At 69.8% G+C, this 25,266-nt stretch carries 17 protein-coding genes; 11 read left to right on the top strand and 6 right to left on the bottom strand.

Annotated elements, in window-relative coordinates; genetic code table 11:
* The first annotated feature begins 36 nt into the window (after positions 1 to 36).
* Positions 37 to 825 carry an SAM-dependent methyltransferase gene (locus ACFQS1_RS31215; RefSeq protein ID WP_378975348.1) on the top strand — a complete coding sequence of 263 codons (789 nt, stop codon included), beginning with the start codon at positions 37 to 39 and terminating at the stop codon, positions 823 to 825.
* Between the two features lie 29 nt (positions 826 to 854).
* On the opposite strand, the gene ACFQS1_RS31210 is transcribed toward ACFQS1_RS31215, so the two are convergent.
* Entirely contained in the window at positions 855 to 1,103 is a 249-nt protein-coding gene (locus ACFQS1_RS31210) for a hypothetical protein (RefSeq protein WP_378975346.1), read from the bottom strand.
* Positions 1,104 to 1,220: 117 nt separating this feature from the next.
* Here ACFQS1_RS31210 and ACFQS1_RS31205 point away from each other — a divergent pair, with 117 nt between their 5' ends.
* A complete protein-coding gene (locus ACFQS1_RS31205) occupies positions 1,221 to 1,994 on the top strand; it encodes a hypothetical protein (RefSeq protein WP_378975344.1) in 774 nt (257 codons plus the stop codon).
* Between the two features lie 145 nt (positions 1,995 to 2,139).
* A complete protein-coding gene (locus tag ACFQS1_RS31200; RefSeq protein WP_378975342.1) occupies positions 2,140 to 2,718 on the top strand; it encodes a DUF3455 domain-containing protein in 579 nt (192 codons plus the stop codon).
* On the opposite strand, the gene ileS is transcribed toward ACFQS1_RS31200, so the two are convergent.
* The 4 genes from ileS to ACFQS1_RS31180 all read right to left on the bottom strand — a co-directional run bounded on the left by ileS (position 2,688) and on the right by ACFQS1_RS31180 (position 12,268).
* Complete coding sequence (gene ileS, locus ACFQS1_RS31195; RefSeq protein WP_378975340.1) at positions 2,688 to 5,816, bottom strand: isoleucine--tRNA ligase; 3,129 nt, start codon at positions 5,814 to 5,816, stop codon at positions 2,688 to 2,690. The two genes, ACFQS1_RS31200 and ileS, sit on opposite strands and share 31 nt — an antisense overlap.
* A 259-nt stretch (positions 5,817 to 6,075) precedes the next feature.
* Positions 6,076 to 7,287 (bottom strand): aminotransferase class I/II-fold pyridoxal phosphate-dependent enzyme, encoded by a 1,212-nt coding sequence (locus ACFQS1_RS31190; RefSeq protein WP_378975338.1) that lies wholly within the window; start codon positions 7,285 to 7,287, stop codon positions 6,076 to 6,078.
* 47 nt (positions 7,288 to 7,334) lie between these two features.
* On the bottom strand, positions 7,335 to 10,601 hold the full coding sequence (locus ACFQS1_RS31185; RefSeq protein WP_378975336.1) for a TIM-barrel domain-containing protein: 3,267 nt from the start codon (positions 10,599 to 10,601) through the stop codon (positions 7,335 to 7,337).
* Between the two features lie 122 nt (positions 10,602 to 10,723).
* The gene (locus tag ACFQS1_RS31180) at positions 10,724 to 12,268 is read right to left on the bottom strand and encodes a cellulase family glycosylhydrolase (protein WP_378975334.1); all 1,545 of its coding nucleotides are present in this window, start codon (positions 12,266 to 12,268) and stop codon (positions 10,724 to 10,726) included.
* Between the two features lie 170 nt (positions 12,269 to 12,438).
* Between ACFQS1_RS31180 and ACFQS1_RS31175 the strand changes: the two genes are divergently transcribed.
* The 4 genes from ACFQS1_RS31175 (at position 12,439) to ACFQS1_RS31160 (ending at position 16,720) form a co-directional block, all read left to right on the top strand.
* The gene (locus ACFQS1_RS31175) at positions 12,439 to 13,944 is read left to right on the top strand and encodes a M20/M25/M40 family metallo-hydrolase (protein WP_378975332.1); all 1,506 of its coding nucleotides are present in this window, start codon (positions 12,439 to 12,441) and stop codon (positions 13,942 to 13,944) included.
* 66 nt (positions 13,945 to 14,010) lie between these two features.
* Positions 14,011 to 15,219, top strand: coding sequence for a helix-turn-helix domain-containing protein (locus ACFQS1_RS31170; protein WP_378975330.1), 1,209 nt, complete (start codon positions 14,011 to 14,013; stop codon positions 15,217 to 15,219).
* Positions 15,220 to 15,304: 85 nt separating this feature from the next.
* Positions 15,305 to 15,664 carry a hypothetical protein gene (locus tag ACFQS1_RS31165; RefSeq protein WP_378975328.1) on the top strand — a complete coding sequence of 120 codons (360 nt, stop codon included), beginning with the start codon at positions 15,305 to 15,307 and terminating at the stop codon, positions 15,662 to 15,664.
* A 375-nt stretch (positions 15,665 to 16,039) separates the two neighbouring features.
* Entirely contained in the window at positions 16,040 to 16,720 is a 681-nt protein-coding gene (locus tag ACFQS1_RS31160; RefSeq protein WP_378975326.1) for a hypothetical protein, read from the top strand.
* Positions 16,721 to 17,232: 512 nt separating this feature from the next.
* Here ACFQS1_RS31160 and ACFQS1_RS31155 read toward each other — a convergent pair.
* A complete protein-coding gene (locus ACFQS1_RS31155) occupies positions 17,233 to 18,606 on the bottom strand; it encodes a tetratricopeptide repeat protein (RefSeq protein WP_378975324.1) in 1,374 nt (457 codons plus the stop codon).
* Between the two features lie 668 nt (positions 18,607 to 19,274).
* On the opposite strand from ACFQS1_RS31155, the gene ACFQS1_RS31150 reads away from it, so the two are divergent.
* From ACFQS1_RS31150 to ACFQS1_RS31135, 4 genes are all read left to right on the top strand, one after another.
* Entirely contained in the window at positions 19,275 to 20,057 is a 783-nt protein-coding gene (locus tag ACFQS1_RS31150) for a hypothetical protein (protein ID WP_378975322.1), read from the top strand.
* Positions 20,058 to 20,746: 689 nt separating this feature from the next.
* A complete protein-coding gene (locus ACFQS1_RS31145) occupies positions 20,747 to 21,778 on the top strand; it encodes a methyltransferase (protein WP_378975320.1) in 1,032 nt (343 codons plus the stop codon).
* Between the two features lie 824 nt (positions 21,779 to 22,602).
* Positions 22,603 to 23,895, top strand: a complete 1,293-nt coding sequence (locus ACFQS1_RS40700; protein WP_465263225.1) for an NUDIX hydrolase — start codon at positions 22,603 to 22,605, stop codon at positions 23,893 to 23,895.
* A 116-nt stretch (positions 23,896 to 24,011) separates the two neighbouring features.
* A complete protein-coding gene (locus tag ACFQS1_RS31135) occupies positions 24,012 to 24,956 on the top strand; it encodes a DUF3500 domain-containing protein (RefSeq protein WP_378975316.1) in 945 nt (314 codons plus the stop codon).
* The last annotated feature ends 310 nt before the right edge of the window (positions 24,957 to 25,266 follow it).

Here is a 25,266-nt window from a genome sequence, read left to right as displayed (position 1 = left end):
CGGGGTATCAAATGGACCGTGCGATAAGTTCTTCCCATGCCGGTTGATCTCAACACCTCGGTGCCGCATTCGGCGCGCATCTACGACTTCCTGCTCGGCGGCAAGGACAACTTCGAGGCCGACCGGCAGGCCGCCGCCGCGATCGTCGAGTCGTCGCCGAGCCTGCCCATCTCCATGCGGGCCAACCGGCAGTACATGGCGCGGGTGGCGCACTACCTGGCCGCCGAGCGCGGCATCCGGCAGTTCCTGGACATCGGCACCGGCCTGCCCACCTCGCCCAACCTGCACGAGGTGGTCCAGTCCGTCGACGCCGCGTCCCGGATCGTGTACGTCGACAACGACCCGATCGTGCTGGTCCACGCCCGCGCGCTGCTCACCTCGGCGCCGCAGGGCACGACCGCGTACATCGACGCCGATCTGCGCGACGTCGAGGCGATCCTGACCTCCCCCGAGGTGCGGCAAAACCTCGACCCGGCCGAGCCGGTCTCGATCAGCCTGATCGCGGTCCTGCAGTTCATCACCGACGAGGCCGAGGCGCATGCCATCATCGACGGCCTGCTGGCCCCGTTCCCGCCCGGCAGCACCCTGTCGATCTCGACCGTGACGGCGCACAACCTGCAGGCGGTCGAGGCGGCGGCGGTCTACCGGGCGCGCGGCATCCCGGCCAAGGAGCGCACGGACGACGAGGTGCGGGCGCTGTTCCGCGGCCTCGAGCTGGTCGACCCGGGCGTGGTGCTGGTCAACCGGTGGCGGCCGGACGCCGAGGCGGAGGCGATCGAGGACACCCACGTGCAGATGTCCGGGGGCGTGGCCGTCAAGAACTGACAGCTGCTCTACTCCCGCGCGGCGCCGGCTCACTCGACCAGCCAGCGGCCCTTCTGATCGCGCCATCCCTTGGCCAGCCGCCCGGCCGGGAACGGGCCCACCTGCCGCCGCGGTGGCAATGTGGAGTCCAGCTCGACCAGGTAGTGATCGGCGCCCATGTTCTCGCGATGCTCGACCGCGGCGATCCGCCCGTAATGCTGGAAATTCAGGATGTACGGGTCACCTTCGTACGGCGGCAGCACCGTGACCAGATCGCCCACCTTGAACTCGCCCGGCATCCTCGCCTCCTCTGCCTACGCAATGTAGGTGGGGAGCACGACGCGGGGTAGTCACCCGTTGGTCCATTCCGCAACGCGCAACCCCTTGATCACCCAGAGTAACTATCATGGATCGACATGGACCCGGCACCGGCGACGCCTGCCCTCGCGGACCTGGTCAGCAGCATGACGGCGCTGCTCACCCGGGTGGACCTCCGTGACGGTCTCGAGGTCGCGCTGCTGGCCCGCGTCCACATGGCGGGCGATCCGGCCGCCGGCCACGAGCTGGAACGCCGCCGGACCCGGGCGTTTCACAAGGCCGCAAAAAAGGCAAATGCCGACGCGTACGGGTCGGAGCAGCGTCACCTGGCCGCGCTCGCCGAGGCGTACACCCGCCTGCCCGGCGGCGTCCCGGTCGCGGCCGAGCTGGTCGCGACGGCTTTGGCCCGCCCGCTCGGCCACGCCGCGACCGCGGGTCTCACCCTGGCCGAGGCCGTGTCGATCGTCGCGCCGTGCGACACCGAGTCGATCCGGATAGCCCTGGACGCCGCCGAGGCCGCGGCCCGCGTCCAGCCCGATCCCACCGTGCGGGCGCACGTCACCGAGCTCGTCGAGCATTGGTGGCCGGCCCCGCCCGACCCGTACGAGTCAACAATCACCCTCCTGCGCGACCGCGCCACCGACCCGCGCCTGCGCGCCCTGATCGCCGCACGGCTCTCGGCCGCGGTCGTGGTCGCCTCCGGCCCGGGACCACGGCTGGTCATGCAGCTGCGCCGCCTGGCCCCGGCCGCCGCGGCGGATCCGGTCGCCCAGGCCACCGTGCTGGCCCGCCTGGTGCTCGCCACGCCGCCCGAGGACGTGCCCCAGCTGGAAAAGATGCGCCCGGCACCCGCGATCGATCGGCGAGAGTAACCGCATCATTACTAGGATGATCGGACTGTCCACATGGTACGAACGGGCCATAGTGGGGTTGATCTCGATCGATGGATGACGCTCCCCCGTGTCACCCGGCGGCGGGTCATCGGAACCCGCCATCCAACCCTGGGGGGACACATTGTTGAGCACGACTCGGTCGCGCGTGCGCGCGCTGTCCGTGGCCGGCCTGGCCGTCGCCGTCGCCGCCATCGGTGCGGTGACCTATGACGCCAGCGCGGCCACGACGGCGCCGGACGCGCGTTCCGTCGCGATCCCGGCCATTCCCACGATCATCAAGCCACCGGCCGGGTCGCGCCCGGTGGGCGCGTTCGTGGTGACCAAGGGAACGCAGAACTACACCTGCGTGGTCGCGGACGGGACGACGACGGGCGCCTACACGGGGGCGTCGGTGCCGGAGGCGCAGTTGATCGGCACCGGTGGGCGGATCCACCACTTCGCCGGGCCGAGCTGGCAGTCGCTGCGGGACGGCTCGCTGGTCACCGCGGTCAAGGACCAGTCCTCGCCGCGCGCGGGGACCATCCCGGAGCTGCTGCTGAAGGTGAACAGCCACACCGGCAAGGGCATCCTGAGCAAGGCCGACTGGATCAACCGGCTCTACACCTCGGGCGGGGTGGCGCCGGCCGGGTCCTGCACCGCCGGGCAGACGGTGCAGGTTCCCTACGGCGCGGTCTACGTGTTCTGGGACGATCCGGCGATCTGATCGTTCGTCGCCGGGGCCAGCCAGAACCGCAGGCCGAGTGACTCGTCGGTGAAGACCTGGGCGTCCGGAGCGGGCGTCCCGGGGGCGAACGACACGGCGAGAACCTCGTCTGCCACCAGGCCGGCGTGCTCGGTCAGGGCCAGGGCGGTCTCCTCGTCGCCGGTCGCGTAGCCCAGCGCGATGCGATCGGCGACGTCGAGGCCGCCGGCCTTGCGGGCCTCCTGGATCTGGCGGATCGCCTCCCGGGCCCGGCCGGCCCGGAGCAGCTCGGGCGTCAGCGAAAGGTCGAGCGCCACGGTGGCGCCGGCATCGGACACGACGGCCCAGCCGGCCCGCGGCGTCTCGCTGATGATCACCTCGTCGGGGCCGAGCGTGACGGTCTCGCCGTTGACCGTGACCGATGTCGTACCGGTGGACCGCAGATCGGCGGCCAGCACCGCGGCGTCCGACGCGGCGATCGCGCGGGCGATGTCCTGCACGAGCTTCCCGTAACGCTTGCCGAGCGTACGGAAATTGGCCTTTGCCGTGGCATCGACGAAGGATCCGGTGAGCGGGGCGACGGCGCCGACGTTGAGCTCGGCGGCGATCTCGGCGAGCAGGTCCTCCGGCAGGTCGGCGCTCGACGCCAGAGCCCGGGACAGCGGCTGGCGGACCTTCAGGCCGGATTCGGCGCGGGCGGCCCGGCCCAGCTCGACCAGCCTTCGCGCGACGGCCATCTGAGCCGAGAGGCCGTCATCGCGGCGCGATGCATCCGATCCCGGAAAAGCGGTCAGATGCACCGACGACGGGGCGTCGTTCTCCACCGGCCGGACCAGATCCTGCCAGACACGCTCGGTGATGAACGGGGTCAGCGGCGCCATCAGCAGCGTGACGGTGCGCAGCGCCTCGTGCAGGGTGGCGAGCGCGGCCGGGTCGCCGCGCCAGAAGCGGCGGCGGCTGCGGCGGACGTACCAGTTGGACAGGTCGTCGACGAACGCGCCGAGCAGGCGGCCGGCCTCCTGGGTGTCGAAGCGCTGATAGGCGTCGTCGACCCGGTCGGTCAGGGCGGCCAGCTCGGAGAGCAGCCAGCGGTCGAGGACCGGCCGATCCCCCGGCGCCGGGTCGGCCGGCGACGGCTGCCACCCGGCGGTGCGGCCGTAGAGGGCCTGGAAGGCGACCGTGTTCCAGTAGGTCAGCAGGGTCTTGCGGACCACTTCCTGGATCAGGTTGTGCCCGACCCGCCGCGCCGACCAGGGCGAGCCGACCGCGGCCATGAACCAGCGGACCGCGTCGGCGCCGTGCGTGTCCATCAGCGGGATCGGCTCCAGGATGTTGCCGAGGTGCTTGGACATCTTGCGGCCGTCCTCGGCCAGGATGTGGCCGAGGCAGACGACGGTCTCGTAGGAGGAGCGGTCGAAGACGAGCGTGCTCACCGCCATCAGCGTGTAGAACCAGCCGCGGGTCTGGTCGATGGCCTCCGAGATGAATTGCGCCGGGAAGCGCTTCTCGAAAAGATCCTTGTTCGCGTACGGGTAACCGAACTGCGCGAACGGCATCGAGCCGGAGTCGTACCACGCGTCGATCACCTCCGCCACGCGCGTCGCCGGGTTGGGGCACTCCGGGCAGGTGAAGGTGACCTCGTCGATGAACGGCCGGTGCGGATCCAGCCCGGACAGGTCGCGATCGGCCAGGCGGGTCAGCTCGTCGCGGGAGCCGACGCAGGTGAGGTGGCCCTCGGCGCAGCGCCAGATCGGCAGCGGCGTGCCCCAGTAGCGGTTGCGCGACAGGGCCCAGTCGACGTTGTTGGTGAGCCAGTCGCCGTAGCGGCCGTGCTTCACCGTCTCCGGCTGCCAGGTGGTCTTCTCGTTCTCCCGCAGCAGGGCATCGCGCACGGCCGTGGTCCGGATGTACCAGGACGGCATCGCGTAGTAGATCAGCGCGGTGTGGCAGCGCCAGCAGTGCGGGTACTGGTGCTCGTACGGCTCATGTTTGAACAGCAGCCCGCGCTCGCGCAGGTCGGCCACGATCGGGTCGTTCGCCGCCCGGAAGAACAGGCCGCCCACCAGCGGCACCTCGGGCTCGAACGTGCCGTCGCGCCGCACCGGGTTCACCATCGGCAGCCCGTACGCGCGGCAATTGATCAGATCGTCGGCGCCGAACGCCGGTGACTGGTGGACCAGGCCGGTGCCGCTGTCGGTGGTGACGTAGGTGGCGAGGATGACGAAATGCGCGCCCGGCACGTCGACCAGGTCGAGCGGGGGCTGGTAGGTCCAGCGCTCCATCTCGCGGCCTCGAAATTCCTCGCCCGTCTTGTCCCAGCCGGCCGGCACCAGGGGCTCGGCCACGACGATCTGCTCCGTGCCGTCGGTGGCGACGACATAGGTCACGTCGGGGTGCACGGCCACGGCGGTGTTGGAGACCAGCGTCCACGGCGTGGTGGTCCAGACCAGCAGGCTGGCCCGGCCCGCCAGCGGCCCCGACGTGATCGGGAAGCGGACGTAGACCGCGGGGTCGACGTCGGTCTCATAGCCCTGGGCCAGCTCGTGGTCCGAGAGCGTGGTCTGGTCGCGCGGGCACCAGGGCGCGACCCGGAAGTCCTCGACCAGCAGCCCCTTGTCGAAGATCTGCTTGAGCGACCACCACACCGAGTCGATGTACTCCGGGTCCATCGTCCAGTACGCGTCGCCGAGGTCGACCCAGTAGCCCATCCGCTCGGTGAGCTCGGCGAACGCGTCGGTGTGCCGGGTGACGGACTCGCGGCAGCGCTCGTTGAACGCGGCGATCCCGTACGCCTCGATGTCCTTCTTGCCGGTGAAGCCCAGCTCCTTCTCCACCGCCAGCTCGACCGGCAGGCCGTGACAGTCCCAGCCGGCCTTGCGCTCGACGTGGAAGCCCTTCATCGTGCGGTAGCGCGGGAACACGTCCTTGAAGACGCGCGCCTCGATGTGGTGCGCGCCGGGCATGCCGTTCGCGGTCGGCGGGCCCTCGTAGAACACCCACTCCGGGCGGCCGCGGGACTGTTCGAGGCTGCGCTCGAAGACGTTCTCGCGGCGCCAGAAGCCGAGGATCTCGTGGTCGAGCGCGGGCAGATCGACCTGGGCCGGCACGGGGCGGTACATCGCGTTTCCTCCGTCGGTTGTCGCCAACGGAGGGACGAGGCCTCGGCCCCGCGGTACCACCCTCCTTGGCCGCCTGCCTGAAGCGGCCCACTCTTGGTGGGTGCGGCCGGTTCTACTCGGCTCGGGAGCCTTTCCTCCGGCGGCTCCGGGGTGATCTTCCCGTCGCGCACGCCCCCGGGCTTCCACCGTCCCCGGGTCTCTATCGGCTGCGTGCGGCGGTACTCGTCCCCATCAACGCCCTGCGCGGCCATGTTACCTCTCAGCGGGTGAGCGCCACCTCCGGAATATCCGGCACCCGTGGCACCCCGAGCCGCCGGGCCGCCCGATCGCAGGCCTCGAGCACGGTGGCCAGGTGAGTCTCGTCGTGGTTGGCGGTGAGCGTCAGGCGCAGCATGGCGGTGCCGGCGGCGGGCGGGCCGACCAGGTTGGTGAAAACGCCGGCCTCGAACAGCGCCGCCCAGAACGCCCCGGCCGCCGCCATGTCGGCAAACCGCACCGGCACGATCGGGGTGGTCGACGGTCGCGTGTCGAAGCCCAGCCCGCGCAGCCCGTTGTGCAGTCCCTCGGCGAGCTCCCACAGCCGCCGGCGGCGTTCCGGCTCGGCCTCGACGACCTCGAGCGCGGCCAGCGCGGCGGCCGCACTGGCCGGCGGGACCGCGACCGAGTACAGGATCGGCCGGGCGTTGGCCCGCAGGTAGTTCACGTTCGCCGCCGGGCCGGCCAGGGCGCCCCCGATCGACGCCAGCGACTTCGACAGCGTCACCGAGATCAGATCGACCCGGTCGTCGAGCCCGCAGTGCTCGACCAGCCCGCGTCCCCGCTCCCCCAGCACGCCCAGGTCGTGCGCGGCGTCGACGACCAGCGTCCCGCCGTGCTCGTCGGCCAGCGCACGCAGCCCGTGCAGGTCGGCGGCGTCGCCGTCCATCGAGAAGACGCCGTCGGTGAGGATCAGCCGCCCGGTCCCGGCGGGCGCGGCGGCCAGCTGCGCGCGCAGCTGGCCGAGGTCGCGGTAGCGGCGGACCCGGCCCCAGCCCAGCCGGGCCGCGTCGACCAGCGAGGCGTGGTTGCGGGCGTCGGCGAAGACCAGGTCGTCCCGGCCGATCAGCGCCGACAGCGCCAGGTTGGCCTGGAAGCCGGAATTGGTCAGGGTGGCGGCCTCCTGGCCGAGGAAAGCCGCGAGGCGTTCCTCGAGCTCGGCGTGCAGCACGAGCGATCCGCTGAGCGGCCGCGAGCCGCTCACCGTGGTGCCCCACCGGCGGACCGCCTGGACGGCGGCCTCGACCACCCGCGGATGGGTGGACAGCCCGAGATAGTCGTGCGAGCCGGCCATCAACACCTTGCGCCCGTCGATGACGACGTGCGAGTCCCCGGTGCGCTCGGCCGCCGCCCGGAAGAACGCGTCCACGCCGTGCGCCCGCAGCACCGCCTCGGCCTGGTGCAACCCGGCCTTGGCGAACAGATCAACACCCACCGATCAGACGATAGGCGACGGCGTCCACGGTGGACCACCGCCGGGTGCTACGGCACGGTGAAGGTGAACGCGTACGGCTCCCGGATCGGCACACCCCCCGCCCCGGTGCTGCTGACGTTGCGCACCACGCCGTTGTAGGTGCCCGGCGACAGCGCCTCGGTCGGGGTCCACACCAGCACGCCGGGGCTGGTCTCGGCGACCGAGCCGGCCACCTCGCCGAAGACGCCGCTCACCACGACGGAGTCGCCGAAGTCGGCGCCGGTGGGCTGGACGTCGCGCTGGAAGCGGACGGTAACCGCGTCGGCGGCGGTGCTCGTGGAGACGACCAGCGGGTCGCGCCAATACTGGATGGCCAGGTGGTTGTCGGGCACGCCGGGCACGCCCCACTGGGTGGAGGTGTCGTCGACCAGCATGGTTCGCGTGATGCCGCCGTCGACGACCACGTCGCGGTTGGTGGTGCCGACGATCGAGCCCCAGTCCTCCACCGTCTCCCAAGTGCCGCGGGTGTACTTGTACTGGATGTCGGTGCCGTCCAGGACGGTGATCGTGGTCTCCCAGATGCCGTCGCCGCGGTAGGTCATCGCCTGCTTGCCGGGATCCCACGGGCCGAGCAGGTCGATGTTGCCGGGCAGGAACAGCGTCGCGTCCGGCGGCGTGCCGGGCGGCGCGAGCACCCGGAAGGTCACCGCGACCGGCCGGATGGGCACGGTGAGCGAGGCGGGCGCGCTGGTCGCGGTGCCGTCCGGGTTCCGGTACGCGACCCGCGCGATCACATTCGCCGTGCGGGGTGAGTCGCCGGTGGGGGTGACGTCGTACGTGACCGTGAAGGTGGCGCCGGCCGCCAGCGACGAGCGGGTGGTGGCGCCGCGCGGCTCGACCACCCAGCCGTCCGGGGCCGCGACGCTCGCCGCCACGTTGCGGATCGTGCCCGGCCCGGCGTTGCGGACGGTCGTGACCAGCCGGCTGGTGGCGCCGGACTGCAGGCCGTCGGGCGCCTCGAACGAGACGTCGACGGCGGGCGGCGGGGCCACCGTGAGCGGCTTGCCGTCGTGCCGGACGGTGACCGCGCGGCCGTTCGAGGTCGGCGGGACGGCCACCGTCAGCAGGCGCCTGGCCGCGTCGTAGGAGAAGGCAGCCGTCCGGCCGCCGACCGTGACCGTGTGCGGGCGCGAGACGCCGGCGAAGTTGACCGTGTACGAGCGGGCGGCCGGCGCGCCCGGGTAGCTGCCGGCGACCGGGCCGACGGTCAGCGCGGACGTGCGGCCCTCGTCGTAACGGACCGGGATCCGCTGGTACTGGCCGGACCGGTAGCCGAGGCCGTCGCCGGCGTCGCGGTACACGCTGGTGGCGCCGTCGCCGTGCGGGTAGGCCGTGAGGGTGAGCCGGTTCTTCGGCTGGCCGGCGACGTTGGCCGTACCGGTGCTCTGCGCGACGATCCCGCCGGCCCGCACGTAGACGGGCATGTGGCCGGGCGTCGCGCCCACCGTGCGGGTGGCCGGCCCGCGGAAGGTCGCGCCGGTGAAGAAGTCGGTCCACGTGCCGGGCGGGAACCAGACCGGCGTGGTCGTGCTCAGCCCCGGCTTGGTGACCGGGGCGACGAGCAGGTCGTCGCCGAGCAGGTATTGGGTGTCGTGCTGATAGGCCTCGCTCAGCTCCGGCCACTGCAGATAGAGCGCCCGGGCCATCGGCAGGCCGGTGTCGAAGCTCTGCCGGGCCGCGGTGTAGAGGTACGGCACCAGGGACTCGCGCAGCCGCAGGAAGTCGGCGGCCGGCCCGCTCACCGCGTCGGAGTACTCCCACGGCAGCCGGTCGCCGTGGTCGGAGTGCAGCCGCAGGACCGGCTGGAACGCGCCCAGCTGCACCCAGCGCAGGTAGAGGTCGTCGGGCAGGTGCTTGCCGGCGAAGCTGCCGATGTCGTGGCTGACGTAGGACATGCCGATGCTGCCCTCGGCGGGCGTCATCATGGCCGCGAAGGCGAGCGACGGCCAGTCCGGCCGGGTGTCGCCGGTGAAGTGCACGGTGCTGCGGTGCTCGCCCCACGGGCCGGAGCCGCCCGGCACCGTGTACGCCGGGTACGACGCGCCGATCCGGGCCAGCGAGAAGCCGCGCAGCCCGCGGGCGTCGCCGTCGCGCTTGTACAGCTCGTTGACCCAGGCGTCGGCGGTGACGCCGGGGGTGCTGACCGTGCTGTCGTCGCAGCAGTAGTCGAGCCACCACTGCTGCACGCCCTGCGCCTCGAACGGGTCGTGCAGCGCCGCGTACGCCGCGGCCTGGTCGGCGTCGCCCCAGTCGAACCGGTACGGGTTCGGCGCGAAGCTGGCCGTCGCCGGCTTCAGCTTGTCCTTCGCGATGGCCTGGGCGGCGGCGAAGCGCGGATCGTCGCCGCTGATCGCGGCGTGCACGTTGAGCGTGGTGTTGATGCCCTGCCGCTTCAGCTCGGCCAGGAAGGCCTCGGGGTCGGGGAACAGGCTCGGGTTCCAGTTCCACCCGGCCCACTGGTTGGGCGCCTTCCAGTCGGTGTCGACGACCAGGTTGTCGAGCGGCACGTCGTGCTGCTTGAAGGCGGGCAGCAGCTGGGTGCGGTAGTCGGCGGTGCTGTACGCCTGGTACTTCGAGAACCAGGTGCCGAAGGCCCATTCCGGCGGGAGCAGCGACGGGCCGGTCAGCGCGCGCAGGTCGGCGAGGCCCCGCCGGTAGTCGTGGCCGTACCCGAAGAGATAGCCGTCCTGGTAGGCGCCGGTGGGCGCGGGCCGCGGGGTGAGCCAGTCGTCGCCGGTGCGCAGGGCGGTGGCGGTGTCGTCGAGCAGGTACCACCCCGAGCGGTTCAGCATCCCGGGGTGCAGGGTGAGCTGGTCGACCGGGCCGGCCTGCCCGGCGTAGTAGTCGAGCCCGCGATACCACCCGCCCAGCGCGTCGTCGCGGGCCGGCGTGCCGAACTCGGGGTGCACGCTGACGTGGCGGCCGGCGACGGTGAGGTCGAGGGTGGTGTTGGCCGCGGTGACCGGGCCGCTGCCGAGGCGGTAGTGCAGGGTGACCGCGCTGGTCCGGACCCGCAGCTCGCCGCCGGTCGTGCCGGCGACGAACCAGGTGTGGCCCGGGGAGCGGTCGACAGCGTTGAAGGTGGGCCGGTCCTCGAAGGCGTCGGCGGCCGAATACTCCAGCCGCAGCAGCGTCGGGCTCAGCACCTGGACGCGCAGGTGGCCGGCCCGGACGATCTGACCCTGCACCTGGCATCGCGGCGACGCGAGCGCGGCGGCCGGCGTGGCGACCAGGCCGAGCAGGACCGCCAGCAGGACGGCGAGGCGCTTGACCATGACGACCCCCGATCGGGTTGCGTTCCCGTCACACAGTGGAGTCTCCTCCGCGGGGAGAGTCAATAGCGCGGCGTCGATATGGGCCGAACACCCGGGCCCGAAGACCCGGGTGTCCGGACAATTCAGTGGGAGACGGTCGCGAGGCGGTTCTTGAGACCCTGGCCGTACGCGGTGGCCGTGCCGTCGAAGTTGCTGATCAGCGACGGGCCGCTCGAGCAGTCCCAGGTGTTCCAGGTCCAGCCGAGGTAGCCGATGTCGTGCGCGTCGGCCCAGTTCATCAGCGAGTCGACGAAGCCGTGCGCGCAGTCGTTCTCGCCGATCTCGGTGAGCGTCACCGGCACGGTCTGCGCGGTGCTGCCGATCTGGCTGTCCCAGCAGGACGTGTTCGCGCAGGAGTTGAAGTTGTAGATGTGCGCGAACGCCGACAGGTTGTTCAGCGGGTCGGCCGGCTGGTAGGCCAGCCACTGGCTCAGGTTGTTCGAGTACGCCAGCCCGCCGATCATGATGACGTTGGTGGCGCCGGTGGCCCGGACGGTGTCGACCAGCGACTGGAAGCCGGCCACCTGGTAGCCGATGCCGGCGCAGGTGCCGCCGTCGCGCCAGCACTTCCAGCCCGAGGTCTCGTCGCCGGTGGCCCGCTCCGGGTACGGCTCGTTGAACAGGTCGAGGATGACCGCGTCGTTGCCCTTGAACGCGGTGGCCACGCCGGTCCAGAACGAGGGCGCGTACTGCGCGTCCGGCATCGGCTTCTGGCACGTCGCCTTGACGTCGCTGCAGCCCGCCGAGTTGCCGGTGTAGAGACCGTAGTTCCAGTGCATCTCGACGATCGGTGTGATCCCGTTCTGGACGAGCAGGTTCACGTACGTCATGACCTGGTTCTGATACGCGGCGCCGCCGTAGGCCGCCGGGACGTCGGCGGTGCCCAGCCAGCACTCCTCGTTGAGCGGCACCCGGACGGCGCGCACCTTCCACGTCCGCATCGCGTTGATCGACGCCTGATCCATCGGGCCGTCCCAGAAGCCGTTGCCCTGGATGCAGGCGAACTCGCCGCCCGAGCGGTTGATCCCGTAGAGCTTCACGGTGGCGCCGCCGGCCTTGTCGACCAGCTTGTTGCCCGAGACCTTGAGCGCCGGCGCGGCCCCGGCCGGCGGCGTGGTGGGAGGTGTGGTGGGCGGCGTAGTCGGTGGGGTGGTCGGCGGTGTCGTGGGCGGCGTGGTCGGCGGGGTCGTGGGCGGGGTCGTCGGCGGCGTCGTGGTGCCGCCGGTGCAGGCCACGCCGTTCAGCGTGAACGAGGTGGGCACCGGGTTGCTGCCCGACCAGGACCCGATGAACCCGGCCGACACGGTCGCGCCGGTGCCGAGCGACCCGTTCCAGCTCTCGTTGCCGACCGTCACGTGCGCGCCGGACTGGCTGAACCTGCCGCCCCAGCCCTGGATGACCGTCTGCGTCGTGGTGGGGAAGTCGAAGCCGAGCGACCAGGACGAGACCGGGTCGCCGAGGTTGGTGATCGCGATGTCGCCCTGGAAGCCGCCCTGCCAGGAGCCGATGACCTGGTAGGCGACCGAGCAGCCGGTGGTGGCCGCGGACGCCGGGGACAACGTCACGGCCAGGGTGCCGCCGGCGACCAGTAAACCGGCCGCGGCCAGGCACAAGGAGCGAGGTCTCATGGAGATGCCAATCGACGGGGGACGATATGGGAGCGCTCCCAGAATCGAACCCGCCGACATCGTTGTCAAGCGCGCCGGCGGTATGGGTGCTCTGGGATGGGTGCTTAGACAAGCATCGATGCCATGCTCGGCGCATCCATTACCCCGCCCGAGCCACACGGAGGACCTTCGTGCGCGCATCCCCCCTGATCGCGGTGGCCCTGCTGGTCACCGGCATCGCCGCCGTACCGACACCGGCGGCCGCCGCGGCCGCGGCCCCGGACATCCCGCTCGCCAACGTCAAGGCACACCTCAGCCAGCTGCAGAGCATCGCCACGGCCAACGGCGGCAACCGCGCGCACGGCCGGCCGGGTCACCTGGCCTCCGTCACGTACGTGAAAGGCCTGCTCGACGCGGCCGGGTTCAGCACCACCCGGCAGAGCTTCACCTACAACGGCGCCACCGGCTACAACCTGATCGCCGACTGGCCGGGCGGGGACACCGCCGACACCCTGATGATCGGCGCCCACCTCGACAGCGTCACGGCCGGCCCCGGCATCAACGACAACGGCTCCGGCTCGGCCGCCGACCTCGAGGTGGCGCTCGCCGTCGCCCGCACCGGCTTCCAGCCCAGCCGGCACCTGCGCTTCGCCTGGTGGGGCGCCGAGGAGCTGGGCCTGCGCGGCTCGGCCTACTACGTCAACTCGCTGACCTCGGCCCAGAAGGCCGCGATCACCGGCTACCTCAACTTCGACATGGTCGGCTCCCCCAACCCCGGCTATTTCCTGTACGACGGGGACAACTCCGACGGCACCGGCGCCGGCCCCGGCCCCGCGGGCTCCGCCCAGATCGAGCAGACCCTGGCCGACTACTTCGCCTCGATCGGCGTGCCCACCCGCGGCACCGACTTCGACGGCCGCAGCGACTACGGCCCGTTCATCGCCGCCGGCATCCCCGCGGGCGGCATCTTCACCGGCGCCGAGGGCCGCAAGACCGCCGCCCAGGTGCAACTCTGGGGCGGCACGGCCAGCACCTTCGACCCGTGCTACCACGCGAGTTGCGACACCACGTCCAACATCAGCGACACCGCGCTCGACCGGAACAGCGATGCCATCGCGTACGCGGTGTGGACGCTCGCCGCCGGCGGCGCCCCGCCCACCGGAACCACCGTCTGGTCCGATGATTTCGAGACCGCCAAGGGCTGGACCGCCGGCGCCGCGGACACGGCGACGCTGGGCAAGTTCGAGCGCGGCGATCCCGCGACGACCACCTCGGCCGGCGTCACCACCCAGCTCGGCACCGCCGCGGGCGGAACGTATGACCTGGTCACCGGCGCCGCGGCCGGCTCCAGCGCGGGCGCCTACGACGTCGACGGCGGCCTCACCACGCTGCTCTCACCGTCGATCACCCTGCCCACCGGCACGCTGACGCTCGGCTTCAGCTGGTACCTCGCGCACCTGAACAACGCGACCAGCGCCGACTACTTCCGCGTCCGGGTCGTCTCGGGCAGCACCGCGACCACCGTCTTCACCCAGGCCGCCGCGGCGAGCAACCGGGGCGCCGCCTGGTCGACGGCGTCGGTGAACCTCTCCGCCTACGCCGGCCAGACCATCCGCATCGAGGTCGGCGCGGCCGACGCCGGGACGGCCTCGCTGATCGAAGCGGCCGTCGACAACATCAAAATCACCAAGGCCTGACGCGTACGCCCGCGGTGGTACCGGCATGTACCACCGCGGGCCGCCCGGCGAGTTACCTTTCCCGGCATGACTCCACGACCGTCCCCGGATCCCAGCATCGGGGAGCGGATCCGGGCCCGCCGCCTGCTGCGCGGGTGGAGCATGCGGTACGCCGCCAGCCGGGCCGGGATCTCGCACGCCACCTGGAGCCGGATCGAACGGGGGCGGCAGGCGGCGGACAACCGGTTCATGCTGGCGGACATCGCCGCCGCGCTGGAGTGCTCCCCCGCCGACCTGGCCGGCATCCCGGTCCCGGCCACCGACCGCGCCGCGGCCGCCGCCCTCGCCGGCGTGCACGGCATCCGCCGGGCCCTGGTCGACATCGACCTGGCCGAACCCGGCACGACCGGCGCGCCCCCGCTGCCGTCGCTCGCCGCGCAACTCGAGCTCGCCGGCGCGCGCCTGGACGCCTGCGACTACGCCGCCGTCACCCGCCTGCTGCCCCGCCTGCTGCGCGACCTGCACGCCGAGACGGCCGGCCCCGGCCGCGGCCCGGCTCTGCGCCTGCTCTGCGACGCCGCCTTCATCGCCTCGTCGGTGCTGCGCCAGCTCGGTCACCCCGCCGAGGCGTGGGTCGGCGCCGAGCGCTGCCGGGAGGCGGCCGACGCCACCGGGGATCCGGTGCTGCGGGGCTACGCCGCTTATTCGCTCGCCGGCGCCGCCAACGCCTGCGGTTCCTACCAGCGCGGCCTCACCCTGGCCGAGCGGGCCGCCGACGACCTGCGCCCGCACCTGAGCCGCCCCGGCGGCGCCGAGGTGCTCGGCTCGCTGCAGCTGATCTGCGCGTACGCGAGCCAGGGCCGCGACCGCCTGGACGACAGCCGCGGCTGGCTGACCGAGGCCGGCGAGCTGGCCCGCCGCACCGGCGAGACCACCACCATGGGCCTGTCCTTCGGCCCCACCAACGTCGACTTCTGGCGGATCAGCATCGAGGTGAACGAGGGCGACCCGGCCCGGGCCGCCGAGGTCGCCCGCCGCGTCACCCCCGCCGCCGTCCCGGCCGGCCTGCGCCAGGTCTACTACTACGCCGACACGGCGCGGGCGCTGGCCCAGCTGGGCGGCCGGGACCGGGAGGCGATCCGCTTCCTGCTCACCGCGGAGCGCCTGGCGCCCCAGCACGTGCACACCTCGGCGCAGGCCGCGGAATCGGCCCGCACGCTGCTGGAACGCTCCCGTTCCCGAGCGGCCGGCGCCGACCTGCGAGGCCTCTGCGAGCGCATGCACCTCACCGTCTGACCGGATCTCCACCGCGCCGCGCGACCCGCCGACCGACGCCGCCGGTTACGGTGGATACTCCACCAATCCGACGATGAGGCTGCAAATGATCAATGCCCAGGAGTTCGCGCGGCGGCTGAGCACTCTCGGAGCCGACACGTTCACCAGCGACGACGTCGTGGACCTGGCGACCGCGGCCGACGTTCGCATCAGCGCTGACCTCGAGATCGACGCGGCCGTGGCGCAGCGCTTGCTCGACCAGATCTCGCCCACCCCACCGGTAACCGGCGCCCAGATCACCGCGTCACAATGGCCGCCACCGAAGTCTTCCCGCCCGGCAGCCCCGTCGGTGTCGTTCTCCAGCCCCGGCGCCGTCGATGCCCCGGCCGATCAGCCGACCCGGCCCCGCGGTTCCGGGCCGGCGCGTGGCGGCCGGCGACCCGGCTCCCGCCGAACCCCCAGATGAACCTGACGTCCCAACATCATCGCTTGTCGATGGCTTGCGTGCGCCGAGAAGCACGTCTCCCAACTCGCTGACAGATCAGAGCTCGTCGCGAGCGTAACGCCTTCTGATCAACTCGCGGGTTCTCCGCCCGGCGCAAGCGGCACCGTCTGGCACGGCGCGTGACGTATTCGTCAAATGCTGGCACGTACGATCGGCGCCAAGTGAGTGAGACTCTTGGGCCGGAGCGCTGCGCCGAGTCGATCAAGTAGCCTCGGCCGGCGCGCCAGGCGTTGTCGCAGGGCGTCCGTCACGGTGCGCTGGGTCGCGGCCGGGGCTTGCGCAAGACGTCCGGCGGGTGCTGCGGGCGGGTGACGGCGGGGCTCGTAAGGTCATCGGGTGAACGTCTACGACATCGTCGGCCGACTGCCCTCGATTCCGGTGCTGCGCGACCGGTGCCGGGCCCTGGCCGTCCTGGACTTGATCCAGGGCACCGGGTACGAGTACTACAGCTACACCGCCTGGGGTAACGACGAGGCAGCGCTGCTGAGCAACGGCAGCGGCGACGAGTACACCATCGTCTTCGGCGAGGCGGGCGTGTTCATCCGGCTGTTCGACCACGAGTCCGCGATGTCGCCCTATGCCGCCAATGACGATATGGCGCTGTGGCCGGGACTGCTCGACGGGTTGCCGCCGGAGTTCGCCGAATATGTCACCGAGCCGGCGTTCTGCGACGGCGACGACCTGATCGCGACAGCGGTGCTGTGGCGGCGGACCACCGACGACCGCTGGCACGCCGGCGCCGGCATCACGTTCCCGCCGTCCCGCGGCCCCTACGACATCAGCCCCGACGGCACCGACCGGCTCAGCATCCTGTGCGACGACATCGTCGACCAGTACGTTGACTTCGCCAGTGACTACTACGAGACCGAGATCGACCGGGACGCTGTGGCGCACATCGCGGCGCTACGGCCACTCACCGACGACGTGGTCCGGGCGCTGAACCCGACGTCGAGCCTCGCCGCGCTCCGCACGGAGATCGCCGCGACCGGCTACCCGATCGCAACGACGGTCAGCTAGCCCGGGGCGAGGGCGCGGGTGGCCAGTCCGCGCCGGCCAGCGCGCCCGCTCGGCGGCAGATCCGCGCTCCCGGAGCGGGTCAATCGGCCAGATGACCTTGCACCAGGTGAGACCATCCCAGAATACGCGCAGGTGAAGGACTAAGGGCTGGGGTGCTGCGGTCGATCACGGAGGGAACCCCTGCGCGGGGAAGAGCCTTGAGAACCGCGTTGTTCGCGTTCCTCGCCGCGGGCATCGGCGGCGGCCTGTTCGAGAACCCGTCGGATCTGCTGCTGACGGCCATCCCGTTCGTCCTGGTCGTGCTCGTGACCTCGTGCCTGACGGCGGAGCTGACGGCACAGGCCCAACGAGGCGGATCTCAGCCGGTGGATCGCTGGACAGTAACCGACAGTCCCAACGTCACAATCTTGACCCTGTTCGCTGCCCTGCTGGCTGCGGCCCGCGCCAACGCGCTGTCGGCGGCATGTGAGTGCGCTCAGGGACGCGGACGACTAAATGCATCGAAGACGTCATTACAGGCAAGATTGCCAGTCTGCGCCGATTGTTCTCAAGGCAAAGTCGTAGTTCTTCCTTCGGACATCATCCACAGCTAAGTCAGACGCTCTCTTGTAGCTGCGGATCGCATCTTCCCGCCGTCCTTGACGGCAATAGATCATTCCAAGATCGCCATATGCGCCAGACGCCGATGTCCAAAGCCATGACCTCGTGTCATCAGACTCGAACCTGCCGGTGACGTACTCGAGCGCCTTCACCGCGGGCTCTTCCTTACTGCTATCGCCCAGTAGCAGCATGCAGGCATATGTTCGGCCGATTCCGTACTTCGCCCTTACATCGACATCTGGCACTCCCGAACCGCCTGCATTGGAGTACACCTGTTCGTATGTACGAACGGCGGCATCCAAATGGGAACGCGCTTGAGGCGTAAGCTGACCATCGCACTTGACGGTTCCGGATCTAGTTGACGACAGCCCCGTCTGGTAATCGACTTCAGCAAGTCCTAGCATTGCTCTGGCATAGCTCTTATCGACGGCTAGCGCAGCCTTGAATGCCAACGCAGCTTTGTCTATTGATCCCGGTCCACCTAGGCGGCCTTGGGAATTTCCCTTTAGTACGTACGCCAGCTTCTTGAGGTCGCTAGACGCCGACGAGGAGGTGAGTACTTTGTCGAGTACTTCAATCGCTGCCTTGTACTCCGAGCTTGCGTAACTGGCTATTGCCCGGAGAAGTTCGATGTACGGTGAAAGAAGCTCTGTGACGGATGCGTTTAGGATGCTCGCCTTGAATTCGAGCGAGTCCTCTATCGTGACGCCGTCGAGCATGTAGTACCCCGCTAGTTCCTGCGCCTCGTTCCATTCGCCATTCGAGCCGATAGCCAGTTCAATATCGGTCTTGACGTGGTGGCCGGTGGGGGTCAGCGTCATTGACACCACGATGTCACCGTTCAATTCGTCCAGAACTTTTGCCAGGTACGCTTCTCGCTCGCGCGTCGATTGAACGTCTTGATTGCAGGTTCGACCAACGCCAACCTTACCCTCCTCGCCTGCGAAGCCACTGGAGATTTGCTTGAACAGGCTCTCGTTGATGTCCCTGGCTCTCGCTTCTAGACTGTCTGAGAATTTTTCCTTGCCGCCATTACTTATTGCAATGTTAGCAACCGCTATGCCGTACGGGTCACTTATTCTTTGCTCACCCTTGGCCCAGCAAGGAAACACGGGCTTAGCGCCCTGCCAGTCAGCCACAGTTCCCAAGGCCGTCAATGCGAGGGTGGCCAGAAAGATGATTATCGACCAACGAATCAGTTTTCGCTCGCGCCATGCATAAAATCTTTCGCCCGCCCCGATGGCTGACACTTCCTCCGCCCCGTCGGGCGTCGACTCGTTGGCCAAGCTCTTCACTCCCTGAGAGCATTTCGATAGCTTGGGGGGATTCTCCGTTACCACAGGGCAGTTCGAGTCGGGCCCCAAGTTGGACCTGCTAAGCGTTCAATGTGAACGGAGTACTGTGCAGTCCTGCGCTGCAGTGAACCGATGAAGCGGCGGCTCGGGCGTTCAGGCGGGGCTCCTCCCTTGCGATACCGCATCAGCATACGCGCGGCGGCTGACCTTGCCATCGGCCTAGCTAGATGCGGCTGTGCCGTATCATTGCGGTCTGGAGCAATGGATCATCCATGACCGAGAGCAGTGGACTAGGTTGACTCGTGGGTACGCGAAGAAAGCTCACATTCATAATTGCTGTTGTCGGAGTATCGTTGATCTTGTTGCTGAATGCGGTGAGCGGCGAGAAGTCCGACGGCGGGTCTGCATCGAAAGGTCGGCAGCCCGCGCCCTCCGGCCCCACGACGGATGGATCGACTGGTGGCGGATTGTCATCTGCTCCGTCGGCCGAGCCGTCCACCGCAACGCCGCCGGAATCGACTCGGACGGCCGTACCTCGCCCGGGATCAGCGTCGGGATCGCCTCGCACAGAGCCAGGAACTCCTGGTCAATCCCCGCCGCTTACCTCAACGCCCGGGATCGGTCGAGTAGATCCCAAGCCTTCTTACTCAAGCATTCACGTGCCGGCTGTCGGCGTCCTCTCCAGGGCTGATCCCGTTCCACCGGGCATCGCTGCCCAGTTGGAGTACTTCCAGGGCGGCGGGGATGCGTGCGGATTTGGTCTCTCCAATTTCGCCGTCGCTGTACGAAACCGGCCCGATCTTGACTTCATGGCGGCTCCTGATGTGCTGGACGTCTGTATCTATGGCTATGCTCCTGATGGGGACGTCGTTGTGAACATCTTTGATCCGTCGGGGAAGCACACCGAGTCCAGAACGTTCAGTCCTGCCACGCTTGACTCGCTCAACGCTTTCCCCTTTAGGAGAATTCATTCCGATCCATCAGGACGTTATCTGATAGAAGCCACTCAAAATGGCCTTACGGTCAGCACAGTCATTGAAGTACGTCCCGCACCGACTCCGCAGTTCATCGGATATGTTAACGATCATCAGGGGCTCGCCGACGAAGGCGGATTCATTTGGATGAAGCCCGGCGGCACGGTTCGCCTGGCCGTCGGCGGCTATAAGCCAAATTCAACTGTTCAGATACGCATATACCACAACCCTCATACGAGGGAATCCGACGGCGTCACAGTCATGGACTACCTTACTTCACATCCGGTCACGGTCGACTCAAGGGGAGGGGGAATCTGGGCATTGAAGACCGAGCCGTCGGACCCAGGTGAGTGTTACATGCTGGACAGCGAACTTGTGACCCGGCGCATGTATCCGGCTCCCGACGCACCCGAAGCGCCGTCGATTCGATGGCAGTTGACCCTTTGCCTGATCGATCGCCCGTTCTAGGATTTTCTCGGCGGGTGCGAGCTCTTTCAAAATGGCGGTTTCGTTTGGTAGAAGGTGTTGCAAGCATTTCCAGCGTAGTTTGCGGTCGAGCAACTGGCTGACTCTTGGAATGTCTAATTGAGCGACTCACTTCGGGCTGCTCGATCGAGCGCTATCCAGAGGTTCCTTGGCCGGGGCACTCGCTGGCCGCCGACCGAAGGTTGGCAGCAATGGCAGTGCTCCTGTGGTCATCTCGATACTCGGATAAGACCCTATAAAAGGTGTCCGCTGGGCTCGCCTGCACGCCACCGAACGCTCTGTCATCGGCAGATCCGTGCACTTGATCAAGTTGGTGTCGGCCGCCGTTCGGTCGCGCATGGCCATGGAGATCGCCGTCGATGCTGATCCATCAGGGCAGGCGGCGCCTGCTACACCGCCTTGCTCGCGGTGGCCGAAGGGCTGGGCATGCGTACGGTCGCGTTCCGCTGATCTGGTCCGGCGTGTATGGCTGGGTGCGCGACGCCGCCGCCCGGCAAGCGCTGGCCGCGCTGGGTGGGTACCCGGGGCACGGCCGAGTCGGCCCGGCTTGTCCTCTTCGACGACGAGTCCCGCGCTGTCGCCGAGCGCGTCCCGGCCGAATCGCTGGGTGACGCGACCACAAAGGACCGGCCTAGGATGGGACTCGACGACGGGTGACAGGGGGCCACGCCATGTCCGACGAGCCGCAGCGCATGTTCACGCCGACCGAGCAGACCGATGGCGCCGCGGCCGGGCCGCCGGCGCCCGCCCGCATCATCGAGCTGGCCGCCGGCTTCATGGTCTCCAAGACCCTGTTCGCGGCCATCGAGGTGGGACTGTTCGCGGCCGCCGCGCCCGACGGCCGCACCCCGGCCGAGCTGGCCGAGCGGTGCTCCATTCCCGAGCGCAGCGCCCGCGCGATGGCCGACCTGCTGGCCGACGCGGGCCTGCTGGTGCGCGACGGCGGCCGATTCCGCAACGCGCCCGACGCCGAGGCGTTCCTCGCCGGGCGGGGCCCGTTCGACCTGCGGCCGCTGGCCCGCTACTGGGATCTGGTGAGCTACCCGACCTGGCAACACGCCAGCGAGGCATACCGCACCCGGCGCGGCCTGCGGCCGCAGCTCGACAAAACGCAGACCGAGGCGTACGAGTCGGCCGTCGCGCTGGTCACCGCCGAGACCGCCGCCGACCTGGCCCGCGGATACGACTTCGGCCCGCACCGGCGGCTGCTCGACGTGGGCGGCGGCTACGGCACGTTCGTCAAGCCGATCCTCACCGCGTACCCCGATCTCAGCGCGACCCTGGTCGACCTGCCGGAGGTGGCGTCGGCGGTCGCCGCGGAGGCGGCGGACGGGCCGCTCGCCGGCCGCCTCACCGCCGTCGGGCAGGACATCTTCGCCGGACCGCTGCCCGGCGGGCACGACGCCGTGCTGGTCGCCAACGTGGTGCACCTGTTTCCGCCCGAACAGATCGCCGAGCTGTTCCGCCGGGCACGCGCGGCGATCGCCCCCGGCGGACGCCTGCTGCTGGTCGACTGGTGGCGCACCGACGTGGCACCGCACCCGTCGGCGCGGTTCGGCGCCGGCGAGTTCCTGATGATCGGCGGCGGCGACCTGTACCAGGTGGACGAGGTCGCCGACTGGCTCAGCGCGACAGGTTGGCGATTCGCCGGCCTGCGCGAGCTGCCACCGCCCTCCGGCCTCATCGTGGCCGAGCCGGCCTGACGGCCTAGCTCGACGCCGCCAGGCTGGGGCGGCTGAGTCGGTGTGAACAACCCGACAGGCACCGATCCGCCCGCCAGCCAGCCAGCCAGCCAAATGCGAAGCCCTCCCGGCCTGCATTCATCGGGGGCAAAGGCCGCAACCTCATCGGAGGCGTCGACGGAGAGGGCCAGCATCCGGATCTCGACGCCGCGTTGCGCCGCGCGCTGAAATGCGGCCAGGACCGGTCCAGGGGCCACCGTGACCGGCCGGTACATCAGGATGTCGATAGCGCGCCGCGCTCCAGACGCGACCTCGATCAGGAAGTCGGAGGTCCCGGCTGCGGGCGAGATAACCGGCCGCCGCGCGGATCCGGATGGCCGCTGGCTCGGTGCCGTAAAGGGCGCGGGCCAATGCGCGTTCGTCGCGCTGAGCCCGGCGTACCGCACGGACACGCGACAGGGTGAGCGCCGTCAACGCCAGACCTAACAGCCCTGCCACGGTGTTCACGAGATCGACAACCATGGGTCGCACGGTGGCACGTCGGCCTACTGAAACCAACGGGCGTCTCGCGTTCCGACACGTCGAAGCCGAGCGACCGGAAAGGAATCGGATCATGGTAATCGCTCTTGGGCGCCTACTTCGATCGAGCAGACCGGCAGTCGCGTTCTCCGCTGCAATCAGAGTCGGCTGAGCCGACTCGCTCATGGCGGCATGACAACGCGTGCTCTGTCTGTTTGTTCACCGATTAGAGGAATGCCGCGGCGTCTTCGGATGCCGCGAAAATAATTTGCCCGCTGGGATGATCGAGAAATGGCGGGGCAGGTCGGTCTGCGGGAAAATGGTTCATGCGGCAGCTGCAGTTGTTCACCACGGCGCAATTGGCGACGATGCGCGACACGACCAAGCGTCGCAACTATTCCGCCGAGGCCGAGGAATTCCGCCGGGAGCATCAGCGGCATCGCGTTTGGGGAATGACACAACGTCACGCGCGGAAGCTGCGCTCGATTTACGGCCACATGCCGAGCGACGAGGAATTGACGGCCGGGTGGCACGATCGCAGCGCAGCAGCGTCCGCGTCCGGAGCGTCTGAGCAGACCCACAGCCGGCCGGCAGCTCCGCCAGAGTCGACGCCCAGCATGCCGGAGCAGACGCTGCCGGAGCAGACCGAGCCGGAGACCGCCGTCGCGGAACGGGTCGCGACGGTGGGCGCGGCGGAATGCCAGCCTGGGCACAGTGTCGGGGCTGTTGGCCGGAACACTGGGTCCGAGTCGGCGCTCGAAGAGGCGGTTGTCGCGGCGGCGCCGGTCCGGCGTGTCCCGGCGAGAACATGCCGCAACTGGATTCGGGAAAGGGTCGGCCATTTGTCGGTGCGTGGCGGAGACGACGCCGCAGGCCCCGGTGGGAAGCCGCACGACATGGGGGAGCGCCCTGGCCGACATCCGGTTGTTGTCGGCGTTCTGGTCCGGCGCGTTTGGCGGACTCGAGGGGTCCGACGATCTGCCTGCGTTGTGGGTCGGCGATGCCCCCGTCACAAGCGGATCGCTGCGCGTTCGAATTGTCCGCGGGCACCCGCGGCTGCGGCTGGGCCTGGTCGCCTGCCCGGACAACACACCTGGCAGTTCACACACGGCTGCCTCCGGGTCGGCATACTTCAGCGGGTGAAGGTGCCCCGGGCGGTCGCGATCGTGACCGAAGGATCTCGTGTGTTGCTGATCAAACGGTTCCTCCGGCAGGAGTCCTCGGCCGTCTGCGTCATGTGCGAAGACCGGGGCTGGGCGGGACCGGGCTGTCCCGGTCATCGCTACGCGGTGCTTCCCGGGGGTCATGTCGAGGACGGCGAGACCGCCGAGGTGGCGGCGGTGCGCGAACTCGCCGAGGAGACCGGGCTGCGGGCCACGATCGACCGGCAACTGTGGGCGGGACGGCACAACGGCCGTCCCGCGTTCTATTTCCTCATGGCCGATGTCGAGGGTGTGCCCGTGCTGTCCGGGCCGGAGGCAGCGGAGAACGGTCCGGACAACAGCTATGAGCTCCTGTGGGCGACCGCGGATCAGTTCGAAGCGCTGAACCTGCACCCGGCCGACGTCCGCAGGGTTCTCGCGGATCTGCTCGCCCCTCAGCGGCATGAAGCGGCATGAGGCGACCATGAGCGGCATGAGGGTGTCATGAGAGGGCATGACGCGGCATGAAAGGCGGGATGAAAGTCCGAGCGACCGTGCGGACGCGCCAAGGGGCGGGCGGTTAGGGTCGGGTCATGACGACAGTCGCCAGTGACGCCCGACGATGTGCGCGTGCGCTCCTTGCGAGCCTGGACGGCCGGCAGCGCGACCTCGTTCGGGGCGACCTCGCCGACCCGGGGCTGCGGAGCTGGACCTACCTGCCGGGTGAGCGGCCCGGGCTGCCGATGGAGCATCTCTCCGGCGCCCAGCACGCCCTGGCGGTGGAGCTGCTCCGCTCGGCGCACTCGCCGGAGGGCGGCGACCTCGCCGTGGGCGCCATCGAGGTCGAGCGGATCCGGCGGGAACTGGTGACCGGCTCGCCGCCGGACGGCGACCGCTACTGGCTGCGGGTGCTCGGCGACCCGGACGGCGACCGGCCGTGGGGCTGGCGCATCAACGGCCACCACCTGGCCGTACACGTGATGGTCGGGCCGGACCGCACCACGCTGACGCCGCATTTCATCGGCTCGGAGCCGGCCACCGTGCCGTCCGGCCGCCGGATCCTCGGCGCCGAGGAAGACCTGGCCCGGCGGCTGGCCGCCGGGCTCGACCCGGGGCAGCGGGCGCTCGGCATCAGCTCCGCCCGCGCGCCGGATGACATCCTCACCCGGGCCGATCCGGTGGCCGACCCGGACGTGCTGCCCACCGGCATCGGCTGGGGCGAGCTGCGCCCGGAGCAGCAGGATCTGCTCGGCCAGCTGGTCCGGCGATATCTCGGCCGCGCCCCGGCGGCGTACGCGTTGGCCTGCTGGCGCGACGCCGAGAACGCCGGCCTGGAGCGGATCCGGTTCGCCTGGGCGGGCCCGACCGCGCCCGGCGAGGGTCACTACTACTGCGTCCGGGCGCCCGAATTCCTCATCGAGTACGACAACACCCAGGACGGCGCCAACCACGCCCATTCCGTCTGGCGGCACCTGCGCGACGACTGGGGCGGCGACCTGCTCCACGACCACTACGCACGGCGGCACGCCGCGCCCTGACCGCACCGGCGGGCGGCCGAAGGTCGCGACCATTGGGTCGTGGAGGTCGGTTCTATGGCCAGGCGGGCGCGGTCGGCTCTTGGATCCCTGAGCCTGACCCGTAAATGGACGCCTCGAAGGGGCGCGGACAGACTTTGCTCTGCTTACAGCGGGGAAGCATTGGCGAGTTACTCCGGGGACGCACTGGCGAGCTACCCGAAGCCTCGACGCCTGGCAATCAGGCCGTCAACCTGCGGCCGGGGCCAACCGGCATGCCCGTGCTTACTGAGAGGAAGCAGAGCAAAGCTCCCGCAAGTCAGGTCGGGCCAAG

Origin of the sequence: Paractinoplanes rhizophilus (assembly GCF_042664765.1) — a bacterium.
GTDB lineage: Bacteria > Actinomycetota > Actinomycetes > Mycobacteriales > Micromonosporaceae > Actinoplanes > Actinoplanes rhizophilus.
This window is presented reverse-complemented; position numbering and strand designations above follow the sequence as displayed.

Excerpts from the sequence above, each read along its gene's own strand:
- ACFQS1_RS31215 (WP_378975348.1), top strand. The coding sequence starts at position 37 with ATGCCGGTTGATCTCAACACCTCGGTGCCGCATTCGGCGCGCATCTAC.
- ACFQS1_RS31210 (WP_378975346.1), bottom strand. The coding sequence starts at position 1,103 with ATGCCGGGCGAGTTCAAGGTGGGCGATCTGGTCACGGTGCTGCCGCCG.
- ACFQS1_RS31205 (WP_378975344.1), top strand. The coding sequence starts at position 1,221 with ATGGACCCGGCACCGGCGACGCCTGCCCTCGCGGACCTGGTCAGCAGC.
- ileS (WP_378975340.1), bottom strand. The coding sequence starts at position 5,816 with ATGTACCGCCCCGTGCCGGCCCAGGTCGATCTGCCCGCGCTCGACCAC.
- ACFQS1_RS31185 (WP_378975336.1), bottom strand. The coding sequence starts at position 10,601 with ATGGTCAAGCGCCTCGCCGTCCTGCTGGCGGTCCTGCTCGGCCTGGTC.
- ACFQS1_RS31180 (WP_378975334.1), bottom strand. The coding sequence starts at position 12,268 with ATGAGACCTCGCTCCTTGTGCCTGGCCGCGGCCGGTTTACTGGTCGCC.
- ACFQS1_RS31170 (WP_378975330.1), top strand. The coding sequence starts at position 14,011 with ATGACTCCACGACCGTCCCCGGATCCCAGCATCGGGGAGCGGATCCGG.
- ACFQS1_RS31165 (WP_378975328.1), top strand. The coding sequence starts at position 15,305 with ATGATCAATGCCCAGGAGTTCGCGCGGCGGCTGAGCACTCTCGGAGCC.
- ACFQS1_RS31145 (WP_378975320.1), top strand. The coding sequence starts at position 20,747 with ATGTCCGACGAGCCGCAGCGCATGTTCACGCCGACCGAGCAGACCGAT.
- ACFQS1_RS40700 (WP_465263225.1), top strand. The coding sequence starts at position 22,603 with ATGCGGCAGCTGCAGTTGTTCACCACGGCGCAATTGGCGACGATGCGC.
- ACFQS1_RS31135 (WP_378975316.1), top strand. The coding sequence starts at position 24,012 with ATGACGACAGTCGCCAGTGACGCCCGACGATGTGCGCGTGCGCTCCTT.